We start from the raw sequence: 19984 nt of genomic DNA on the forward strand, positions 1-19984 counted from the left end.
GACAGACATAGCTTTTTAATGTATAATAAGTTAATATTAAAGCTCTGGAAGGAATGGGTGTCGAATGAATCAAATGCAAATTATCAAGAGAGAACTTGAGAACCACATTGGAAAGAAAGTTATTGTAAGGGCCAACAAGGGCAGGAAAAAAATTGTAACTAGGAAGGGAATCCTAAAGGCAACTTACCCAAGTCTTTTTGTACTTGAGGTTTTTAATGGAGAAGAATTAGTGACTGCAAGCTACACTTATTCTGACGTATTGACATCAACAGTTCAAGTTACAGTTTTAGATGAAGATGTGACATATAAAGATGCAAAGATGATATCATAAAATCTTTTTATATACTTAGATTTGTGGCAGGTGTTAAGACACCTGTTTTTTTATTGCAGAAATTTAATTAGTAGTAAGTAATTATGAAAAGAAATTATAAAATAGATTTTAAAAAAATTTTTGAATTTTAAGAGGATAAAAATTTTATTTAACTAAGATGAAATAAAAGTAGAATTTGTTAAACTATATTTATAAGTTTTATTTAATAATTAATATGTAAGAAATAAAAAAAGAAGCCACCCCTAGGGGTGGCATAAATTTTATATATTATTCAGTTGCAAAGTTGTCAAAGTAACCTTGGATGTAAATAACTGGAGTACCCTTGTCACCTGATCCACTTGTAAGGTCGCAAAGACTTCCAAGTAAGTCAGTGATTCTTCTAGGAGTAGTTCCAAGAGTTTCGTCTTTTCCAACAAGGTCCTTTTGCTTGTGAGAAATCTTTTCTTTCATTGCAGCAGTTGCGTGTTCAGTGTCCATATCCTTTAGGTCAGTGTCTGCAATGTATTTGATTTTAAGTTCGCTTGGTTGACCAGCAAGTCCATCTGTGTGAGCAGGTGATACAACTGGGTCTGCAAGTTCCCAAATTTTCCCAACTGGATCCTTGAAGGCACCGTCGCCGTAAATCATAACTTCAACTTGCTTGTTGTATTTTTCAATTAGTTTCTTTTGAACTTCTTTTACAAAAGCTTCTCCGTCTCTAGGGAAAAGTTTTAATCTAGTGTCAGATGCGAAGTTTGATCCAAGTAGACCGAATTCTTCGTTGTAGCCACTTCCATTAATGGATTCATTTAATATATCGTCAAGACCAAGAACAACTTTTGCTCCTTCGTCTTTTAAAAGTCTCTTTATTGAAAATCTTGTGTGAGTTGATCCAATAAGAACTTCATCTGTGTAATTTAGAATAGTCTTAGGATCATTTGAGAAGTGGATGTCGCAGTTGCCACCACAAATTTCCTTGTAAAGAGTTACATAATCAATACCTGTAAATTCGTGTTTAACTTCTTCACCAAAGATTCTTCTGTAATCTTTTTCTTCTAAGACATCTGCAAATGGATTTATTTTTGCTTCGTAAAGAAGGCTTGGATCCATTAGTGAATTTCCAACTTCATCAGATGGGTAGGAGAAGAGAAAATGTATTTTCTTTCCTGATTTTGCAATACCCCTTAGGATTGTTGAAAATCTGTTACGGCTAAGAATTGGGAATACAATTCCAATTTCCTTGTCGAACTTTTTGTTAATGTCTTCTGCTATGTCATCAATAGTAACATAGTTGTTTTGTGCTCTTGCAACTAAAGATTCTGTTACTGCAACAATATCCTTGTCCCTCACAGAAATATTTTCTGATTCAAGAGCCTTTCCTAGGGAATCAACGACAATATCAACTAGATTGTCTCCACTTTTTACAATAGGTGTACGGATTCCACGTACTACTGTACCAATGTATCTTTGCATAATTCCTCCTACATTTAAATAAATTACTTTTTTACTTCAAAATTATACACGAAGTCTTTAGAAATGTAAAATATTTTTTTTAAAAATTTTATAAATTTGCAATTAGCCTTTAAAAATATTACTATATCAAGGGTTAATTGGGAAAATTAATAAATTCACTGTACATTTGTAACCACTTTGTAATATAATTGATTAAGATTATAGAAAGGTGTTTTTATGATAAAATTTGAAAATGTTTATAAGGAATACAACAATGGTGTTGCTGCGCTTTCAAATATAAATATTGAAGTGCCTCGCGGCGATTTTGTTTTCTTAGTTGGCCCATCTGGTGCTGGTAAGTCTACAATGCTTAAACTTCTAATAAGAGAAGAGAAAGCTAATCGTGGTAAGATTTTTATCGGCGATGATGAAATAACTAAAATTTCAAAATATATGATTCCTAAACTTAGGAGAAATATATCTGTTGTCTTCCAAGACTTTAGACTTTTAGAAAAAAAGACTGTCTTCGAGAATGTGGCCTTTGCCCTAGAAATTCTTGGAGAATCAAAAAAAGAAATAAATAAAAAAGTTGATTATGCTCTCGACCTTGTTAACTTAAGTGACAAGGTAAAGGACTATCCTTCAGAGCTATCTGGTGGAGAGTCACAAAGGGTTGCCATTGCAAGGGCAATTGTAAATGATGCTCCTTATCTAGTTTGTGATGAGCCAACAGGTAACCTTGACGAGTCTACTGCTTGGGATATTATGTCTGCCCTAAAAAATATTAACGATGCAGGCAAGACAATTATAATGGCAACTCACGCAGTTAATATTGTAGACAAGTTTAACAAAAGGGTAGTTACCCTAGACAATGGTTCCATTGTTTCGGATATAAGAGAAGGAGGTTACTATGAAGGTAATAAGACAGCTCTCTAATCTTGTGAGGGAAGCCTTCTCAAGCTTGTGGAGAAACAAGACCATGTCCTTTACTTCTGTAATTTCCATTACAGCTATGCTTACACTTTTTGGTGTAGTTATGCTTATGGTTTTGAATTTAAACGGAATGGTATTTCAAACAGGAGAGAAGTTAGACAAGGTTGTATTTTTCTTAAAGGACGATGCAAAGCCTAAGGATGTAAATGCCTTTATTGATGAACTTGATGAAAACAAAAAGGTAAAAAAAGTTGCCTATGTTTCTAAGGAAGAAGCCCTAGAGGAATTCAAAGAAGGTTTTGGAGAAAACTCCTCAATCCTAGAAAATATTCCTGGTGGAAATCCACTTCCAGCTTCTATAACTGTTGAAATGAAAGAACTTTCCTATGGAAAGGAAATTGAAGACAAGTACAAGGATCTTCCAATTGTCGAGGACCACAATTATTACTATGACTTTGTAACTCAAATGATGAAAATTCAAAACGGAGTTAAGTATGTGGGAGCCGCAATTGTTTTAATCCTAGTTTTGATTTCTGTTTTAATTATTCACAACACAATTAAGATTGCCATTTCAAACAAGGAAAAGGAAATTAACATAATGAAGTATGTTGGAGCAACTAATACTTATATAAGGGGACCCTTCTTAATAAATGGAATTATTTTTGGAATTCTTGGGTCAGCCATATCAGGTTTCTTGACGCTGAGACTTTATGGAATAATTTTTGATAGGTTAAATCCACAACTCCATGAGATCACAGGAGTGGATATGTTAACTGCAGCATCTGTTAGGACAGACTTATATATTGTGTTTTTATGCATTGGTGTTGGAATTGGATTTTTTGGATCCCTATTCTCCACTAAGAAGTTTTTAGATGTGTAGGTGAAAGAATGTATAGTAAGAAAAAGATTCTTGCAATTTGCCTGGCTGCCATAATGGCTGCCCCAAGTGCAAGTTTTGCAAAGTCTTCTAAGACTCTAACTATTGAAAAAAATAAAAAAATTCAACAAAAAAAACAAATCAATTCAAAAATGAAGGAGCAAAAGACTAATATTTCTAATACAGAAACAGAAAAAAAATCTGTTTCCGATGAAATAGAAACTTTAGATGCCAAGATTCTAGAGAAGTCTAACAAGATTCAATCTCTTGAGAAAGAAATAAATAAACTCAACCAAGATATTGCTGAGAATCAAAGAAAGTTGCAAGAAGCTCAGGCAAATCTTGAGGCCAATACAAAGTCCCTAAGGTCAAGACTAAGGGAAATGTATAAGAGAGGTAATATTACCTACATTGAAGTTTTGTTAAATTCTAAGGATATTGAAGAATTACTTAGAAATAACGCAATTATTTCTTCTATCGCAAGGGCTGATAGGGAATTAATCGAGTACATCAAAACACAAATCGACACAATAAAAAAGACAGAAGAAAAATTAAAGATAGATAGGGAAAGACTTTCTGTTAGCAAGGCTGCTGTTGAATCTGAAAGACAAGGATATCAAGATGCGGTTAATGCAAAGAATGAGTACATGAAAGTTCTTGAAAAAAATATTGATGCCTATAAGATAGAGTTTGAAAAAGCTCAAACAGATTGGCAAAACCTAGACCTAGAAATTTTAAAACTTCAAAAGGAAATTGAAGTTCAAAAGAAAAAGGAAGAAGAAGCAAAGGCAAGAGCTCAAAGGGCTTCAGCTAACAGGACAAATAGGGTTAATAGCAACATAAGTGTTGCATCAAGACCAAGAGATGGACAAGCTTACACTTGGCCAGTGCCAGGTCATTACTCTATATCTTCGCCTTTTGGTTACAGGACTCACCCAATCCTAGGTTATTCTAAGTTCCACTCAGGTATAGATATACCAGCACCAAGTGGAACACCTATAGTTGCAGCTAAGTCAGGTACAGTAATTTTATCAAGACTTATGAGTGGATATGGAAATGTAATAATGATAGATCATGGCGATACAGTAACAGTTTACGCTCACTGTTCAGCACTTAACAAGTCAGTAGGCGACTCTGTATCAGCAGGAGATGTTGTAGCCTTTGTTGGTACAACGGGTCTATCAACAGGACCGCACCTTCACTTTGAAGTTAGGGTTAATGGATCACCAGTAAATCCATTGGGATATGTATAATGAAAAAGAATAAATTATTAAAAGTGGCAGCAGTTGTTATCTTAATCTTGACAACTGCTGTTGTTACGAGAATTTACACAGTAAAAAGTATTTTAGCTACAAATGAAAATTTTGGTAAGGTAGTCTTACTTGAAAAGTATTTAAAAGAAAACTATCTCTACAATAAGGACATAAAAGAAGAAAAACTTGAAGCAGGAATCCTAAAGGGTTTAGTTGCAGGACTTGAAGATCCTTATTCGCAATATCTCACAAAAGATGAGATGAAAAAATTGTCAGAGCAAACCACAGGCAAGTTCCAAGGTATTGGAGTTATAATTTCTCCTGCAGAAGATGGAACTGTAACTGTAGTATCTCCAATAAAGGGTTCACCAGCTGATAGGGCTGGCATTGAGTCTGGCGACAAGATTTTAAAAATCAATGGCAAGGACTTCTCTGCAGATAAAATTGACCAAGCATCAAAGGAGATGCGTGGAGAATCAGGAACAAGTGTCAAGATTTTAATTTTAAAGAAGAAAAATCTAAAGACAAAAGAAGTTGAGATAAAAAGAGAAGAGATAAAAATCGATTCTGTCCTAAAAAATAAAATTGGAGACTATGGCTACATTGGTATAACAATGTTTGACGAAGAGACGGGCAAGGACTTCAAAAAAGTTTTAAGAGAACTCACTGATGAAGGAGTCAAGGGAATAGTCCTAGACATGAGGGGAAACCCTGGTGGAGTTGTAGACTCCTCTTATGAGATTGGAGATGAAATCCTTCCAAAGGCAAGCTTCGTAACCTTAAAAAACAACAAGGGAGAAGTCATAGAAGACTACAAGACTGACGACAAGTACAACGACATCAAGATGGTAGTCCTCGTTAACGAAGGGTCAGCTTCAGCATCAGAAATTTTGGCAGGGGCAATAAGCGACCTTCACAGGGCAAAAATTGTTGGCAAGAAAACCTATGGCAAGGGAGTAGTTCAAAATGTAATAGCCTTGCCAGAAGGAGACGGATTAAAACTCACAACATCAGAATACTTCACACCAAGTGGCGACTCAATAAATAAATTGGGAATAAAACCCGACGTAGAAGTAGACCTTCCAGAAAATGTGAAGGGGATTGGAGTGGACTATCTCAAAACCGATACGCAACTCCAAAAAGCCCTAGAGATTTTAAAAGAAAAATAAAACTTATTAAGAAATTAAAGCAGCCGAGAGAAGGCTGCTTTTTTAGTGAAAATTATTTTAAAAGATTCGCTTTTAATTTCTTTAAGGCAAGTTTTATATTCAAAAGTTTTTAAAAGTTTGAGATATTAAATTTTTTGAAAAAGTTTTATTTTTAAATTAGCTTTTGTAAAGCTATGCTTTACTATTTTTATTAGGAGGGGGAGCCAGGGGCGAGCGAGGCCCCTGACCCCCTCCTTAAACCTCCCCCTGACCCCATCGCCCTAGCAGGGGCTCGACCCATTAATACGCAAAAAGCTCTCCGACTAAAAATTTCAAACTCGCTTAGCTCAAACAGTGAAATTTTTTTAACGTCTACTAACTTTTTGCTTACTACTTTATTAGCTTGCGATTTATTGGCTAAGCTCATAACTATATAACATTTCAGCGAGCTGGGGCACTCGATCAGCTCACTGTTTAAGTACAGAGTCGTCAATTGTTATAAAGTTATGACATCTTATAGCCTCGTAACTTATTATGAAGTTGTAGTTCCTTATGAAGCTATGAAAAGTTACAAGTTCACAAATAAATAGAAACTTTTAAAAAGAAAAAGCTTAATCTTCACTAATTAAGTTTTTTTGATGTAAAAGTTTTAATTTGTTGTTAGGTATTATTAAGTAAACTAACATAAGTTTGAAATTCTGTAGAGGTAAAATCGTAGACTAAGATTGAAAAACCCCGTAAGGCAAGACAGCCGTTAAGAAATTCAACTGTTTGAGTTAAGCGATTGAGTGCATGAGTAATTAAGACGTGATTTTATTGGGTTGATAATTTTTTTAATTTTAAAAGTGTAGCTTAACGAGTTTTGAATTTTAGGCTGTCTGCCGCTCGGGGTTGTTGGCAAAGGCCCCTGCCAGGTCGTTGAAGGTGTTGGGGGAGGCCCGGAGGGGGAAGGACCAATCGAAAGGTCCTAACCCCCTCCGGATAAAGAATAGTAAAGCATAGCTTTACAAAAACTAACTAAAGACAAAAACTTTTTAAGCCTCTATTGAAGATCTAAAAGAGGATATCAATTCTCTTTTTCTTTTCCCCTCTTTCAATGATATAATTAACTTAGTATTTAATTGAGGTGTTCTATGTTATTTGATATAAATGAAAATTTGGGAGATTTTTTCTACGATGAGCCTATGAAGAACCACACTTCTTTTTGTGTTGGTGGTCCTGCTAAGCTTCTCATTAAGCCTAGGGATGAAGAGGCTCTTGTGGAAATTTTAAAATCTATTAGAAAAAATAATTACAAGTATTATATTCTTGGTAACTGCACTAACATCATCGTAAGGGACAAGGGCTTTGACGGTATTATCATCAAGCTTAAAAACAAGTTAGATGATGTTAAAAAAGTTTCTGACAAGGAAATTTATGCGGGAACTGGTGCAAGCATGAAAAAAATCAGCGAGTTTGCCATGGAAAACTCTCTTACTGGTCTTGAGTTTGCTCACGGCATTCCAGGTTCTCTCGGTGGTGCCATTGTTATGAATGCTGGCGCCTACGATGGGGAAATAAAAAATGTGGTAAAGAGCGTCAGACTTCTTGATGAAAATCTAAATGTTATTGAAGTTCCTGGCGATGAGATGAACTTTTCTTACAGGCATTCTCTTGTTCAAGAGAGGAACTTAATTGTACTTGGAGCTACCTTCTCTCTTGAAGATGGCGATAAGAATAAGATAAGAGAAAAGTACGAGGACTTTGACCAAAGAAGGGCTGACAAGCAACCTCTTGATATGCCTTCTGCTGGATCCACTTTTAAGAGACCTACAGGTTATTTTGCAGGGAAGTTAATTGATGATTCTGGCCTAAGAGGCTTTACCCACAAGGGAGCAGGCATTAGCGAAAAACACTGTGGCTTCGTTGTAAATAAGAACAAGGCTACAGCCCAAGATGTACTTGAAACTATTGAAATAGTTCAAAAAGTTGTTCATGATAAGTTCGGCGTAACTATGGAGAGAGAAGTTAAAATTATTGGTGACTAAGTTGCTTTAAGTTGGTGATGAAATGGAAATTATAATTATTACTGGAATGAGTGGATCGGGTAAGTCCTATGCCCTTGATGTCTTTGAGGACCTTGGCTACTATGCCATGGATAATCTTGCACCAGCCCTTTTGCCAAAGTTTTGTAACATTGCCCTTGATGCTAAGAGCAAGAACTTTGAAAAAGTAGCTGCTGTTGTAGATATGAGGAGTGGTGAGCTCTTTAATGACTTTTATTCTGCCTACGAAGAGCTAAAGGGAATGAATTTAAAAATCAGGCTCTTGTTTCTCTATGCTGATATGGAAACTATTATTGCAAGATACAAGGAACTTAGAAGGCCCCACCCTATGAATAGGTCCATTGTTGATGGTTATAATTTTGAGGAAGCAACTCTTTCAAAGATTAAGGAGAGTGCCGACTTCGTCATTGACACCACTGGGCTTTCCACAAAAAATTTGAGGAAGCAACTCATGGCCTTTGTTTCTTATGACGAGAAGGACAACTTTGCCATTGAAGTCACAAGTTTTGGTTTTAAGTCTGGCATCTTAAAGGACGCTGATCTTGTTTTTGATGTTAGATTTTTGCCAAATCCTTTTTATATTAAGGAACTTAAAGATTTAAATGGAAATACCGAGGAAGTAAAGTCCTTTGTAATGAAGTGGGATGTCACTAGAGAATTTATAGATAAGACTGTAGACCTCTTGAAGTTTTTGATCCCCAACTACATGGCAGAGCAAAAGAGAGTCCTTACAATTGGGATAGGTTGCACTGGAGGCTTCCACAGGTCTGTTGCCATAGCTGAAGAGATAGGCAGGATCCTCAAGGAAGAGTACAAGTCCACCTATGTAACCCATAGGGATATGGAGAAAAATTTATGGAAAAAAAGATAGCAGTCCTAGGTGGAGGTACAGGCATCTCCACTATTTTGCGTGGACTAAAAGATTTTACTACAAATATTTCTGCTGTTGTCTCCATGTCTGATGATGGTGGGGGAAGTGGAATCCTAAGAGAGGAACTAAATATTCTTCCACCAGGTGATGTGAGAAGGTGCCTCATTGCCCTTTCCAACACCGACAAGACCATGAGGGACTTGTTGAGCTACAGGTTTAAGTCAGGATCCTTAAAGGATCAAAATGTGGGAAATATTTTAATTGCAGCCCTAACTGACATTTTTGGGTCCTTTGACAAGGCTCTTCTTGAAATGTCTAGTGTCTTTAATGTAACGGGCAAGGTAATCCCAGTTACTCTCGATGAAACTCATCTTGTGGCAGAGTTCGAATCCAAGGACAAGGTTGTGGGTGAGTCCTACATTCCCAAGATGTGCTACAGGTTAAACACAAAAATCGAAAAGATGTCTATGATTCCTCATTATCCAAGAGCAAATGAAGATGCTCTTGAAGCAATCCTATCATCTGATGTGGTTATTATTGGACCAGGCTCTCTTTACACTTCTATCATTCCAAACTTTTTAGTTGGAGGAATCAATGAAGCCTTAAGAGATACCAAGGCTAGAGTAATTTACATTGCCAATGCCATGACACAAAAGGGCGAGACAAAAAATTATTCCTTGAAGGACCACTTCGAGGCGATTTTAAAACACTCCAACTATGAGTTTATTGATGAAGTCATAGCCAATGACCTTAGGGCAACAGATGAAATTTATAAGTATTACTACAACAAGGATGAATCCACACCAATCTTTGCCACTGAAGAAGATAAAAAATATTTTAAAGAAAAAAATGTCCTGCTCACAGAGGGCGAGTTTATAGAAATTAAGGACGGCTTTATAAGACATGACGGCGACAAGATAGGGGCCAGCATTTTTAGAAGTCCTTTCTTGTAAAAAAAATTTAAAGATGATATTATTTATTTGTTATAAAGGAGGATGAAATGAGGAAATATAGAAAGACAGAACATATAGAAAACTTCCTTCGCTCAACCTATGTTGGCGACCCGCTTTTCTCTGATATCTTTTTGTATAATGACTCTCTTCCAGAGATAAATTATGATGAAATTGATACAAGTCTTAATTTTTTAAATAAAAAAGTAAAGTTTCCACTGATGATTAACGCCATGACTGGTGGATCTGATCTTTCAGAGGAAATAAATAGATCTCTTGCAAATGTAGCAGCAGAATATGACCTACCCATGGCAGTTGGATCACAAACCATTGCCCTAGAAGACAAGGACTCAAGAAAGTCCTTTGAAATTGTAAGAGAAATAATAAAAGATGGGATTGTAATCTCGAACCTATCTGGATTTGCTAGCACTGAAGATGCAAAGTTAGCAGTTGACCTCTTGAGGGCAGATGCAATTCAAATCCACTTAAACCCAGCCCAAGAACTTGTTCAAGTTGAAGGCGAAAGAAACTTTTGTGGCATCTTAAATAATATAGAAAAAATTGTAAAGACATCTGAAGTCCCTGTAATAGTTAAAGAAGTTGGCTTTGGAATGTCACAAAAAACTGTAAAGAAACTTCACGATGTTGGAGTTAAGTATGTAGACATATCAGGCTTCGGTGGTTCAAACTTTTTTGAAATTGAAAACCTAAGAGAACCCAATGCCGACATCTCAGATTTATTTTCCTGGGGAATTCCAACAGCCTTAAGTTTAATCGAAACAAAGAAGCTTGCCTATGATGACATGTGTCTAATAGCATCAGGCGGAATAAAAACTTCTGTTGATATAGTAAAGAGCCTTTGCATCGGAGCAGACATGACTGCTATTAGCGGCGAAATTCTTTCCTACATCGTTCGTGGTGGATACGAATACACCTTAAGATACATTGACGGACTAATGGAAAAGACAAAGATGCTAATGATGTTAAATGGAGCAAAAAATATTTCTGAACTTCAAAAAGTTGATTACAAGGTGACTGGAAAACTAAGAGAATTATTGGAGGACTAAATGAAATTTATAAAAAAAGAAGAATTTAAAGATTCAAATTGGTCTGCAGGAGTAACTACAGAAGTTTTTATCTACCCAGAAGGAGCAAGTGTTGGAGAAAAGAACTTTGACTTTAGAATTTCTACGGCAACTTGCAAAGACAAGGAATCAGTTTACACACCCTACACAGGTTTTTATAGATACATCACACCAATTGACAATGTGATGAATATTGAAAGTGATGGGAATAAATTTACATTAGATCCCTTTGAAGTTTTATTTTTTGACGGAGACCACTCCACAAAATCATCAGGCGATGTGAGAGACTTCAACTTAATTTATAAAAAGGGACAAGAAGCCAAGATGTTCTCCTTAAATATAAATAATTTTGAATTTAAGGCAGACAAGAGGGCAGTAATCTTTAACTACGATTCAGAACTAAAAGTCCAAGGCAAGAACTTTGAAAAATTCTCAGCCATCTATCTTGAAGAAGAAAAAATAAAAATAGAAGGTCAGGGAAGAATAATAATTTGCGAATTTTAAAAATTTATAAAAAAAGAAACTGTGAGTAAAATCACAGTTTTTTTAATGCAAATTTTTATTTAGTTTCTTACTAGCAAGTGGTCGCCTACTAGGGCTGTTTTTAATGTCTTGTAAAAGTCCTCGTCGAGGTAGATTTCATAGACCTTATTATTTATATTCTCGCAAATGCTTTTTACATTTTCATATTTAAGTCCAAAGCCAAGAGCTACTAGAAAGTCTTCTTCACTTGACCCTCTTCCAGCCTTTATTCCTTCTTCGACTTTTTCTAATTCTCTAAATTTTTTGTTTCCAAGCTCCGTCATCTTGGAGAAAGATTTTATTAAGGATGCGTAAAAGAATAGTGAGAAGACTATGCTTGCAATTCCAAAAAATTTTTCGTTATAAACTGTTACGATCCCCACAAAAAATAAAATTGAAAAAACTATGAAAGATAAAAATATTTTAAATGTATTTTTTTCTCTTGTGAAGAGTTTTTTCTTCACCATTTCGTCTTCTAGGAAGTAGATAAAGTCGTTGAACTTCTTGTTGTAATTGTCTGCTTCGGTCCTTCTAAGCTTATCCATTTGTCTTGTGGAAATTGAATCTCCATCTCCAAGAGAAAAAAGAGTTTCAAAAAGTTTTCTTTCTCCATTATCAAGTCTTGATGAATTTAAGTTTTTTAATATATATTCGACCGTATCTTCTCCTCTTTTGTTCGTGTAAATATTTTTTTCAATTTCAATATTTCCATTAGCCTTAGCTCTAAGGATCATAGCGATGATGGGGTTGTAGATAAAGTTTGGGCCCTTGTAGAGGTAGGCCTTTTCATAATAATTTAAATCGACGTCCTTATCAGTCTCATATGTTTTTTTCTTATTGAGTAGGTAAAACATAAAGAAGGATAGGACAAAAATCAAAACATTTATAATAAAAAAGTATGTAGTTGAAAAGTTCATTTTTAATTCCATTTAATCACCTATCTCTATTATATACAAAAATATATTTTTGGGTATAATAAGAATTGGAGGGATAGAATGTACGATATTATAATAATTGGTGGAGGTCCAGCAGGTTTAACTGCAGGTCTTTATGCAGCAAGAAGTAAAAAGAAAACTTTAATCATAGAAAAGGGCATTGAAGGCGGCCAAATCGCAGAAACTACTCAGGTGGAAAACTATCCAGGCATTGATTCCATAGATGGCGTTGAACTTGGTAAGAGAATGGCAGACCAAGCTAAGAAGTTTGGTGCAGAAATCATCATGGACCAAGTTGAGGATATGGAACTTGATGGAGAAGTGAAAAAAATCAAGGGCTATGTTGACTCTTATGAAGCTAAGGCTGTCATTATTGCAACTGGTGCATCTCCAAGAGAGATTGGGGCACCTGGAGAAAAGGAATACAAGGGACGAGGCGTAAGCTATTGTTCAACTTGTGATGCAGCCTTTTATGAAGATGAAACTGTTTATGTAGTTGGCGGCGGCGACTCTGCTGTTCAAGAAGCACTTTTCATCACAAACTTTGCAAAGAAAGTTTACATTATCCACAGAAGAGACGAGCTAAGGGCTTCAAAGGTTCTTCAAGAGCAAGCCTTTAACAACGACAAAATTGATTTTATCTGGAACACAACTGTTAAGGAAATCAAGGGAGACAAGATTGTCGACGAGATGATCCTTCATGACACTAAGACAGGTGAAGATAGGTCAATTAAGTCTGATGAACCTTTTGGAATTTTTGTATTCATTGGTTATATCCCAAGCACAGAAATGTTTGAAGGTAAGGTTGAACTTACAGAGGATAAATACATTAAGACTGATGATGAAATGAGGACTAATGTACCAGGCGTTTTTGCAGCTGGAGACATTAGGAAGAAGACTGTTCGTCAAGTTGTTAACGCAGCAGGCGATGGTGCAGTTGCAGCAATGAATGCTCAAAAATATATTGACGAAGTCGAAGGAAATCTTTACGAAGGTTTTAAAGAAAATTAAAAACTATCACGAAACAAAAAAAGCATTGGTTGAGAAAGTTCAATCAATGCTTTTATTTTTATGAAATTTTATTTTCTCCAATCCAGTCGACCTTTATGGTGTAGCCAACCATTAAGACGACCCCAATAAGCCAGGAGATGGGGTAAAGTCTGTAGACATTTTCTATTGTGTGATAATGTGGGATGACAAACTTTGCTGCCATTATCCTAAATAAACAAAGTGACAACAAAAGAATTATCATTGGTGGGACAGTTTTGCCAGTTCCCCTTACTGTGCCAGCAAGTGAATGCAAGATGGCAAGAAGGAAGTAGAAGGGACACAAGAATCTACTTGCAAGGACGCCAGCTTCTATAACTTTTAGATCTTTTGTGAAGAGACCAATTAGTTTTGGTGCAAAATGGTAAAGGAGGCTGCCGCTTATGAGAGTATAGAGGACTGTCATTATAAGTGTAGTCCACATGCCCTTCTTAATCCTTTCCATTTGTCCAGCTCCATAATTTTGACCAACAAAAGTTGTAATTGCCATGCTAAGACTTAAGACAGGCAAGATGTTAAAGCCGTCGATTTTTATAAAGGCACCAAAACCTGCCATAGGTAGGGCGCCAAAGACATTGACAGAGGACTGCATGATTACGTTGGAAAGAGAAATAACTGTGTTTTGAATAGCAGTTGGAATTCCAACTTTTAAAATCATCATCGCCATGTCCTTGTGAATTTTTAATTTTGAAAGACGGACCTTGTAAATCTCTGGAACCCTGATTAAAAATAAGAGGGCAAGTAGGGCTGAAAGGGCCTGACTAATATTTGTCGCAATGGCAGCTCCCTCAACACCAAGTCCAAATTCTTTAATAAACAAAAAGTCCAAGACCACATTAGTTGCAGAGGCAATACCGAGATACAAGAGGGACCTTTTTGAATTTCCTACAGCATTTAAGATTCCAGCTTCCATGTTGTAAATAATATTGAAGACAAGTCCAAAGGAAAAAATTCTAAGATAAGTAATGGATTCTTCCATAACTTCTGCTGGCGTATCCATTTGCTCCAAGAGCCAAGGGGCAAAGACGTATCCCATAAGAGAAATTAAAAGTCCAAGGATTATTGCTATAGCAAGAGAAGTGTGGACGGCAAGCTTCATTTCCTTTTGATTGGCTCCACCCATGGATTGAGAAACTAAAATTCCACAGCCCACAGCAATCCCCTGACTAAAAGAAATCAAGAGATTAATAAGAGGGGTGCTAGATCCAACTGCTGCCAAGGCATACCTTCCAAGATAATTGCCAACAATCATTGAGTCAATGGTATTGTAGGTTTGTTGGAGAATATTTCCAAGAATTAGGGGAAGGGCGAAGAGCAAGATGGTCCTCCAAATAGATCCCGAAGTCATTAAATTTTTTTCAACATTTGATATTGATTTACTTTTCAATTTTAAATCATCCCGATTAATTTTCTTTATAGTTAGATGTTAATTAATAAGTAATATTGTACTTTATATTGGAAGAAATTACAAAATTGGATTAAAAGGGAGAAAAGAATTATAATTTTATATGTAATATTTATAATCAAAATAAAAAATGATAAGTAATGGGATAGAGAAATAAAATTTTTCGGAAGACTGTCAAAATTTTTAAGCTTGATATATTAACTGTAAGTATTATAATAGATTGTGAACTTTTTAACTAAGATGTGATTATATGAATAAAACTTTAAATATTTGTGAACAATTTTATAAGACTAAGGAGATTTCCTTTGAAGATTTTTCTTACTTAATGAAATTAGAAGGCGAAGAGGCTGAAGTCCTCCATGCCTTTGCAAGAGAACTTGCAGTGAAAAACTTTGGCGAGGAAATTTACATCAGGGGCTTAATCGAGGTCTCAACCTACTGCAAAAATAATTGCTATTATTGTGGGCTTAGGTTTGCCAATAAGGAGGCCAAGAGGATTAGGCTTAGCAAGGAAGAAATCTTAGACCTTGCAAAGCATTCTGTGGACTTGGGAATAAAAACTATTGTTATGCAGGGTGGTGAAGATGATTTTTATAGCCTTGAATACCTGAAGGAGATTATTGGCGAAATCAAAGAAAAATTTTCTGATGTTGCCATAACACTCTCTCTTGGTGAAAGAGATTTTAAGGATTTTGAAGTTCTAAAAAACATGGGGGCTGACAGGTACCTCTTGCGTCATGAAACTTATTCTAAGTCTCACTATGAAAGACTTCATCCAAGCTCGATGAGTTTTCAACACAGGATAGACTCAATTTTAAAATTAAAAGAGCTTGGTTTTCAAACTGGTTGTGGCATGATGGTGGGCTCTCCCTATCAAAGGCTTGAAAATTTATATGAAGATTTAAAATTTATTTTAAAATTAAGGCCTCAGATGGTGGGGATTGGTCCCTTTATACCTCAGCATGACACTCCCTTTAGGGACTTTGAAGCTGGTAAGCTAAGAGATGTTCTGAATATTTTATCTATTGTAAGGATTGCAGACGAGAAACTTCTCTTGCCATCAACGACGGCTCTTGGGAGTATTGATGACTTTGGACGAGAAAAGGGGATCTTGGCAGGGGCCAATGTGCTTATGCCTAATGTTGGTGCAGAGAAACTTAGAAAGAACTATAAGCTTTATGATAATAAAATAGGCACAGAAGTACAAAATTCTGATGACTTTAAGGGTCTAGAAGAAAAACTAAGGAAGATTGGATATGGGATCTCCAAATCAAGAGGAGATTATAAGTAAGGATAAAGGAAGAAGGAAGACAATGTACAAGTTAGATTCAAAAATTGCAGAAGAATTTATAAACCATCAAGAGATTTTAGATACTCTTGACTATGCAGAAGAAAATAAAGATAACAAGGACCTCTTAGACGGTGTTCTTGAAAAGGCAAAGAAGGAAAAGGGACTAGGCCACAGGGAGGCTGCCCTACTTTTGTTAGCTGAAGATAAGCATTACCAAGAAGAAATTTATAAGCTTGCAAAGAAAATCAAAGAAGACCACTATGGCAATAGGATAGTTTTATTTGCACCCCTTTATCTTTCTAACTACTGCATAAATGGTTGTGTTTATTGCCCTTATCATGCAAAGAATAAATCCATAAGAAGGAAAAAATTAACTCAAGAAGAAATTAGAAATGAAGTAATTGCCCTTCAAGACATGGGTCATAAGAGACTTGCTCTTGAACTGGGAGAAGACCCAGTAAACAATACAATGGAGTATATCTTAGAATCAATTAAGACAATTTATTCTATTAAGCATGAAAATGGACAAATAAGAAGGGTCAACATTAATATTGCCGCAACAACAGTGGAAAATTATAAAAAATTAAAGGATGCAGAAATTGGGACCTACATCCTCTTCCAAGAAACCTACAACAAGAAGTCCTATGAAGAACTGCACCCAACAGGACCAAAACACAATTACGCCTACCATACTGAAGCTATGGATAGGGCAATGGAAGCAGGCATCGACGATGTTGGGATTGGAGTTTTGTTTGGACTTGAAACTTATAAGTATGAATTAGTTGGACTCTTAATGCACGCAGAACATTTGGAAGCAAGATTTGGGGTTGGGCCTCACACAATTTCTGTTCCTAGGATCCAACCTGCAGATGATATTGATCCAGGCGACTTTAAAAATGAACTTGCTGATGATATTTTTGAAAAACTTATTGCCCTAATTAGGGTTTCAGTACCTTATACTGGAATGATTATTTCAACAAGAGAGTCACAAAAAGTTAGGGAACGTGCCTTAGAGCTTGGTGTAAGTCAAATTTCTGGTGGTTCAAGAACTTCTGTTGGTGGTTACGTTGAAGAAGAAAAGGAAGAAGACAACTCTGCCCAATTTGATGTAGCAGACCATAGGACTCTTGAAGAAGTTATAGACTGGCTAATAGAACTAGGTTACATCCCAAGTTTTTGCACAGCGTGTTATAGGGAAGGAAGGACTGGCGACAGATTCATGCAACTTTGCAAGTCAGGACAAATTTTAAATTGTTGTCAACCCAATGCCCTTATGACTTTGAAGGAGTACATGTTAGATTATGGGAATGAAAAGACAAGAGAACTTAGCGAAGACTTAATTGCAAGCGAGCTTGAAAAAATTCCCAATGAAATTGTAAAGAAGAAGGCAAAAGAATATATCTACGAAATGGAAAAAGTTGGAAAGAGAGATTTTAGATTTTAATGGAACTTAACAAAACAAATTCTGGTAACAGGATACACATTGGATTTTTTGGTAAGGTGAATTCGGGCAAGAGCTCAATAATCAATGAATTTTCAGGTCGAGACATATCCATTGTTTCAAACCAAGAGGGGACTACAACAGACCCAGTTTACAAGTCCATGGAGATAAAAAGCTTGGGACCCTGTCTTTTAATGGACACGCCAGGCATAGGTGATGAAACAGTTCTTGGACAAAAGAGGATGAAGAGGACCGATGAAGTAATTTCGAAAACTGACATCGGAGTCCTAGTTGTATCAGATACTAAAACAGAGCCTGAAAGAGAGATGTTAAAAAAATTTAAGGACACTCCCATTCTTGTTTTAATAAATAAAATTGACATCTTGTCAGAAGATGAAATTAAAAAAATAAGAGAGGACTTTTCATCTTATAAGACCATAGAAGTTTCTGCCTTAGAAAAAAATGGTTTTGATATATTCTTAGAAGAACTTTTAAAATTTAAACCCAAGAAAGAAGAGAGACTTTTTGATGGAATGGTGGAAGAAAAAGACCTAGTCCTCTTAGTAATTCCACAGGATATTGCAGCACCAAAAAATAGGATTATACTACCACAGGTTCAAGCGATTCGTGAACTCCTCGATAGGAATGCCATAGTTTCCATGGTTAAGCTTGAAGAACTTCCTGACGTTCTAGAACTTTTAAATAAAAAACCAGACCTGATAGTTGCAGACTCATCTGTCTTCTTAGAAGTTTATGAAAAAATACCAAGAGATGTTAAGCTTACTTCCTTCTCAGTCCTATTTGCAAAACTAAAGGGCGACATTGATGAATATGTTAGGGGAGTAGAAGCTCTAAAAAAAATAAATGAGAATTCAAAAATATTAATAGCAGAGTGTTGCACCCATGCCCCAGCAGAAGAAGACATTGGAAGAATAAAAATCCCCAACATGATAAGGAAGAAGGTTGGCCAAGGCTTGCAAGTTGACGTGAGCTCAGGATCAGTATTCCCAGAAAATATTTCGGACTACGACCTTATAATTCAATGCGGCGGCTGCATGCTAAATGCAAAAAATATTAGAAGTAGAATAGAAAACGCAAAAGGAAAAAGCATCCCAATAACAAACTACGGAATAGTTATAGCATATTTCAAGGGGATTCTGGATAAAATAAATTATTAAAGATAATTAAATAATAAGTATTAAGAGCTGTGGTGACACAGCTTTTTTCATTGCTTTTAAGTTTTTGATTTATAGAAAAAATTTGTTTAATGGGATATAATATATATGGAATCGAAAATCTTATCATGATTCTTTCTCAATGAGGGCTTAAGCTTTTAAGCTCGTCTAAAACTTTTCTTGCGGTTTCGCAAATTTTTCATTTATTTTAATTTTGGATACTTGTCTTTATTTTTACAAGCAAGATATTTATCTGTTGTTAGCTACAAGAATTTATTTATTTTTAAGTTCAATCTTTAATTTAATAAGTAAATTAGAACAAATAACTTTGGGATTATTTAAGGAGTAATAATTTTGAAAAAAGATTTAAAAGGTATTGAAAAGAAGGCGCTAGGAAAAAGATTTTATTATTTACCAGATGACAAGAGGTATGCTAAAAAGGAAGGTGGAATATACTACTGGATAAACGATGGTAAGGTCGAACAACATCAAACATATATTGATATTGTTTTTGGTGATATCTATTCCATAGAAATAAGTGAAGAAGAGTTTTATGAAGCCTTAGAAAAAAGCAAAAAGAAAGTAAAGGGATACAAGTGATGATTGATTTATTAAGGGCTTTTTTTATCGCAGCAAGAGCTCACAAGGGTCAAAGGGATAAGGGTGGCAAACCCTACATCTTTCATCCTATAAATGTTTCCTTGAATGTTAAGGGCAGGGACGAAAAGATTGTCGCCCTTCTTCACGATATCATTGAAGACACAGCTTATACTATTGATGATTTGAAATTTTTGACAAAAGACCAAAGGGAGGCTCTTTTGCTTTTAACTCATGATAAAGACACGCCCTACATGACATACATTGATGCAATCAAGAAAAATAAAATTGCAAGCAGGGTCAAGCTTGCTGATCTTGATCAAAATATGAATTTAAAAAGACTTAAGATAGTTACGGAAAAAGATTTAGAGAGGTTGGAAAAGTACAAAAAGGCTAGAGACTTATTAAGGGAAGGATTGGTAAAAAATGAATAGTGAATATCTTTTAATTAGAATTGCATGTGGAGACACAAGTGCTGAGGCAAATAATATTGTCCTAACTCCAGAAGACAAAAAAGCTATCGAATGGTATAGGGCTGAAGCTGAGAAGGCAGAAAGAGAAGGCAGAAGTATTGTCTTTTATGCACCCGATGAGGATTGATTATAATAAAACAAAAAGAGGAAAATTATTTTAAAATAAACCCCAGA

General features: G+C 35.6%; 20 protein-coding genes. 17 read left to right on the forward strand and 3 right to left on the reverse strand.

Features of this window, described 5'->3' with window-relative positions; genetic code table 11:
- Positions 1-64 precede the first annotated feature (64 nt).
- The gene (locus ACWPVO_RS06770) at positions 65-331 is read left to right on the forward strand and encodes a Veg family protein (protein ID WP_005953776.1); all 267 of its coding nucleotides are present in this window, start codon (positions 65-67) and stop codon (positions 329-331) included.
- Between the two features lie 267 nt (positions 332-598).
- Here ACWPVO_RS06770 and ACWPVO_RS06775 read toward each other — a convergent pair whose 3' ends face one another.
- The gene (locus tag ACWPVO_RS06775) at positions 599-1783 is read right to left on the reverse strand and encodes a coenzyme F420-0:L-glutamate ligase (protein ID WP_005953873.1); all 1185 of its coding nucleotides are present in this window, start codon (positions 1781-1783) and stop codon (positions 599-601) included.
- Positions 1784-1999: 216 nt separating this feature from the next.
- On the opposite strand from ACWPVO_RS06775, the gene ftsE reads away from it, so the two are divergent.
- The 9 genes from ftsE to ACWPVO_RS06820 all read left to right on the forward strand — a co-directional run bounded on the left by ftsE (position 2000) and on the right by ACWPVO_RS06820 (position 11428).
- Complete coding sequence (gene ftsE, locus ACWPVO_RS06780; RefSeq protein WP_005953895.1) at positions 2000-2698, forward strand: cell division ATP-binding protein FtsE; 699 nt, start codon at positions 2000-2002, stop codon at positions 2696-2698.
- The gene (gene ftsX, locus ACWPVO_RS06785) at positions 2673-3575 is read left to right on the forward strand and encodes a permease-like cell division protein FtsX (protein WP_148466357.1); all 903 of its coding nucleotides are present in this window, start codon (positions 2673-2675) and stop codon (positions 3573-3575) included. Before ftsE ends, ftsX begins: the two co-directional genes overlap by 26 nt.
- Positions 3576-3583: 8 nt before the next feature.
- Positions 3584-4825: a murein hydrolase activator EnvC family protein gene (locus ACWPVO_RS06790; RefSeq protein ID WP_454207410.1), complete on the forward strand. Its 1242-nt coding sequence runs from the start codon at positions 3584-3586 to the stop codon at positions 4823-4825.
- Positions 4825-5994, forward strand: a complete 1170-nt coding sequence (locus ACWPVO_RS06795) for a S41 family peptidase (RefSeq protein WP_005953879.1) — start codon at positions 4825-4827, stop codon at positions 5992-5994. Before ACWPVO_RS06790 ends, ACWPVO_RS06795 begins: the two co-directional genes overlap by 1 nt.
- A gap of 1112 nt (positions 5995-7106) precedes the next feature.
- Positions 7107-8000: a UDP-N-acetylmuramate dehydrogenase gene (gene murB / locus ACWPVO_RS06800; RefSeq protein ID WP_454207412.1), complete on the forward strand. Its 894-nt coding sequence runs from the start codon at positions 7107-7109 to the stop codon at positions 7998-8000.
- 22 nt (positions 8001-8022) lie between these two features.
- A complete protein-coding gene (gene rapZ / locus ACWPVO_RS06805) occupies positions 8023-8889 on the forward strand; it encodes an RNase adapter RapZ (RefSeq protein WP_060800709.1) in 867 nt (288 codons plus the stop codon).
- Complete coding sequence (locus tag ACWPVO_RS06810) at positions 8874-9842, forward strand: gluconeogenesis factor YvcK family protein (protein ID WP_148466360.1); 969 nt, start codon at positions 8874-8876, stop codon at positions 9840-9842. The genes rapZ and ACWPVO_RS06810 overlap by 16 nt, the downstream gene beginning before the upstream one ends.
- A 47-nt stretch (positions 9843-9889) precedes the next feature.
- Positions 9890-10906, forward strand: coding sequence for a type 2 isopentenyl-diphosphate Delta-isomerase (fni, locus tag ACWPVO_RS06815; RefSeq protein WP_454207415.1), 1017 nt, complete (start codon positions 9890-9892; stop codon positions 10904-10906).
- A complete protein-coding gene (locus tag ACWPVO_RS06820) occupies positions 10907-11428 on the forward strand; it encodes a HutD family protein (protein WP_454207417.1) in 522 nt (173 codons plus the stop codon). It begins immediately after the preceding gene.
- Positions 11429-11487: 59 nt separating this feature from the next.
- Here the strand turns inward: ACWPVO_RS06820 and ACWPVO_RS06825 are convergent, their stop codons facing one another.
- Positions 11488-12375, reverse strand: a complete 888-nt coding sequence (locus ACWPVO_RS06825; RefSeq protein ID WP_454207419.1) for a DUF2207 family protein — start codon at positions 12373-12375, stop codon at positions 11488-11490.
- Between the two features lie 66 nt (positions 12376-12441).
- Here ACWPVO_RS06825 and trxB point away from each other — a divergent pair, with 66 nt between their 5' ends.
- Positions 12442-13392 (forward strand): thioredoxin-disulfide reductase, encoded by a 951-nt coding sequence (gene trxB / locus ACWPVO_RS06830; RefSeq protein ID WP_005953782.1) that lies wholly within the window; start codon positions 12442-12444, stop codon positions 13390-13392.
- 58 nt (positions 13393-13450) lie between these two features.
- Here trxB and ACWPVO_RS06835 read toward each other — a convergent pair whose 3' ends face one another.
- A complete protein-coding gene (locus ACWPVO_RS06835) occupies positions 13451-14815 on the reverse strand; it encodes an MATE family efflux transporter (protein ID WP_454207421.1) in 1365 nt (454 codons plus the stop codon).
- Between the two features lie 268 nt (positions 14816-15083).
- Here ACWPVO_RS06835 and hydE point away from each other — a divergent pair, with 268 nt between their 5' ends.
- The 6 genes from hydE (at position 15084) to ACWPVO_RS06865 (ending at position 19937) form a co-directional block, all read left to right on the forward strand.
- Entirely contained in the window at positions 15084-16124 is a 1041-nt protein-coding gene (gene hydE, locus ACWPVO_RS06840; protein WP_454207423.1) for a [FeFe] hydrogenase H-cluster radical SAM maturase HydE, read from the forward strand.
- A gap of 22 nt (positions 16125-16146) precedes the next feature.
- Positions 16147-17568, forward strand: coding sequence for a [FeFe] hydrogenase H-cluster radical SAM maturase HydG (gene hydG / locus ACWPVO_RS06845; protein WP_454207960.1), 1422 nt, complete (start codon positions 16147-16149; stop codon positions 17566-17568).
- Positions 17568-18743, forward strand: coding sequence for a [FeFe] hydrogenase H-cluster maturation GTPase HydF (gene hydF, locus ACWPVO_RS06850; protein WP_454207425.1), 1176 nt, complete (start codon positions 17568-17570; stop codon positions 18741-18743). The genes hydG and hydF overlap by 1 nt, the downstream gene beginning before the upstream one ends.
- A 351-nt stretch (positions 18744-19094) precedes the next feature.
- The gene (locus ACWPVO_RS06855; protein WP_148466368.1) at positions 19095-19340 is read left to right on the forward strand and encodes a hypothetical protein; all 246 of its coding nucleotides are present in this window, start codon (positions 19095-19097) and stop codon (positions 19338-19340) included.
- Positions 19340-19771, forward strand: a complete 432-nt coding sequence (locus tag ACWPVO_RS06860) for a GTP pyrophosphokinase (protein ID WP_148466369.1) — start codon at positions 19340-19342, stop codon at positions 19769-19771. Before ACWPVO_RS06855 ends, ACWPVO_RS06860 begins: the two co-directional genes overlap by 1 nt.
- Positions 19764-19937 carry a hypothetical protein gene (locus tag ACWPVO_RS06865; protein WP_454207427.1) on the forward strand — a complete coding sequence of 58 codons (174 nt, stop codon included), beginning with the start codon at positions 19764-19766 and terminating at the stop codon, positions 19935-19937. Before ACWPVO_RS06860 ends, ACWPVO_RS06865 begins: the two co-directional genes overlap by 8 nt.
- Positions 19938-19984 lie beyond the last annotated feature (47 nt).

The sequence above is a fragment of the Peptoniphilus sp. Marseille-Q6390 genome, from assembly GCF_965119475.1.

What these genes read in the sequence shown, in the direction of transcription:
- ACWPVO_RS06770 (WP_005953776.1), top strand. Translation starts at nt 65, where the DNA reads ATGAATCAAATGCAAATTATCAAGAGAGAACTTGAGAACCACATTGGA.
- ACWPVO_RS06775 (WP_005953873.1), bottom strand. Translation starts at nt 1,783, where the DNA reads ATGCAAAGATACATTGGTACAGTAGTACGTGGAATCCGTACACCTATT.
- ftsE (WP_005953895.1), top strand. Translation starts at nt 2,000, where the DNA reads ATGATAAAATTTGAAAATGTTTATAAGGAATACAACAATGGTGTTGCT.
- ftsX (WP_148466357.1), top strand. Translation starts at nt 2,673, where the DNA reads ATGAAGGTAATAAGACAGCTCTCTAATCTTGTGAGGGAAGCCTTCTCA.
- ACWPVO_RS06790 (WP_454207410.1), top strand. Translation starts at nt 3,584, where the DNA reads ATGTATAGTAAGAAAAAGATTCTTGCAATTTGCCTGGCTGCCATAATG.
- ACWPVO_RS06795 (WP_005953879.1), top strand. Translation starts at nt 4,825, where the DNA reads ATGAAAAAGAATAAATTATTAAAAGTGGCAGCAGTTGTTATCTTAATC.
- murB (WP_454207412.1), top strand. Translation starts at nt 7,107, where the DNA reads ATGTTATTTGATATAAATGAAAATTTGGGAGATTTTTTCTACGATGAG.
- rapZ (WP_060800709.1), top strand. Translation starts at nt 8,023, where the DNA reads ATGGAAATTATAATTATTACTGGAATGAGTGGATCGGGTAAGTCCTAT.
- ACWPVO_RS06810 (WP_148466360.1), top strand. Translation starts at nt 8,874, where the DNA reads ATGGAAAAAAAGATAGCAGTCCTAGGTGGAGGTACAGGCATCTCCACT.
- fni (WP_454207415.1), top strand. Translation starts at nt 9,890, where the DNA reads ATGAGGAAATATAGAAAGACAGAACATATAGAAAACTTCCTTCGCTCA.
- ACWPVO_RS06820 (WP_454207417.1), top strand. Translation starts at nt 10,907, where the DNA reads ATGAAATTTATAAAAAAAGAAGAATTTAAAGATTCAAATTGGTCTGCA.
- ACWPVO_RS06825 (WP_454207419.1), bottom strand. Translation starts at nt 12,375, where the DNA reads ATGGAATTAAAAATGAACTTTTCAACTACATACTTTTTTATTATAAAT.
- trxB (WP_005953782.1), top strand. Translation starts at nt 12,442, where the DNA reads ATGTACGATATTATAATAATTGGTGGAGGTCCAGCAGGTTTAACTGCA.
- hydE (WP_454207423.1), top strand. Translation starts at nt 15,084, where the DNA reads ATGAATAAAACTTTAAATATTTGTGAACAATTTTATAAGACTAAGGAG.
- hydG (WP_454207960.1), top strand. Translation starts at nt 16,147, where the DNA reads ATGTACAAGTTAGATTCAAAAATTGCAGAAGAATTTATAAACCATCAA.
- hydF (WP_454207425.1), top strand. Translation starts at nt 17,568, where the DNA reads ATGGAACTTAACAAAACAAATTCTGGTAACAGGATACACATTGGATTT.
- ACWPVO_RS06860 (WP_148466369.1), top strand. Translation starts at nt 19,340, where the DNA reads ATGATTGATTTATTAAGGGCTTTTTTTATCGCAGCAAGAGCTCACAAG.
- ACWPVO_RS06865 (WP_454207427.1), top strand. Translation starts at nt 19,764, where the DNA reads ATGAATAGTGAATATCTTTTAATTAGAATTGCATGTGGAGACACAAGT.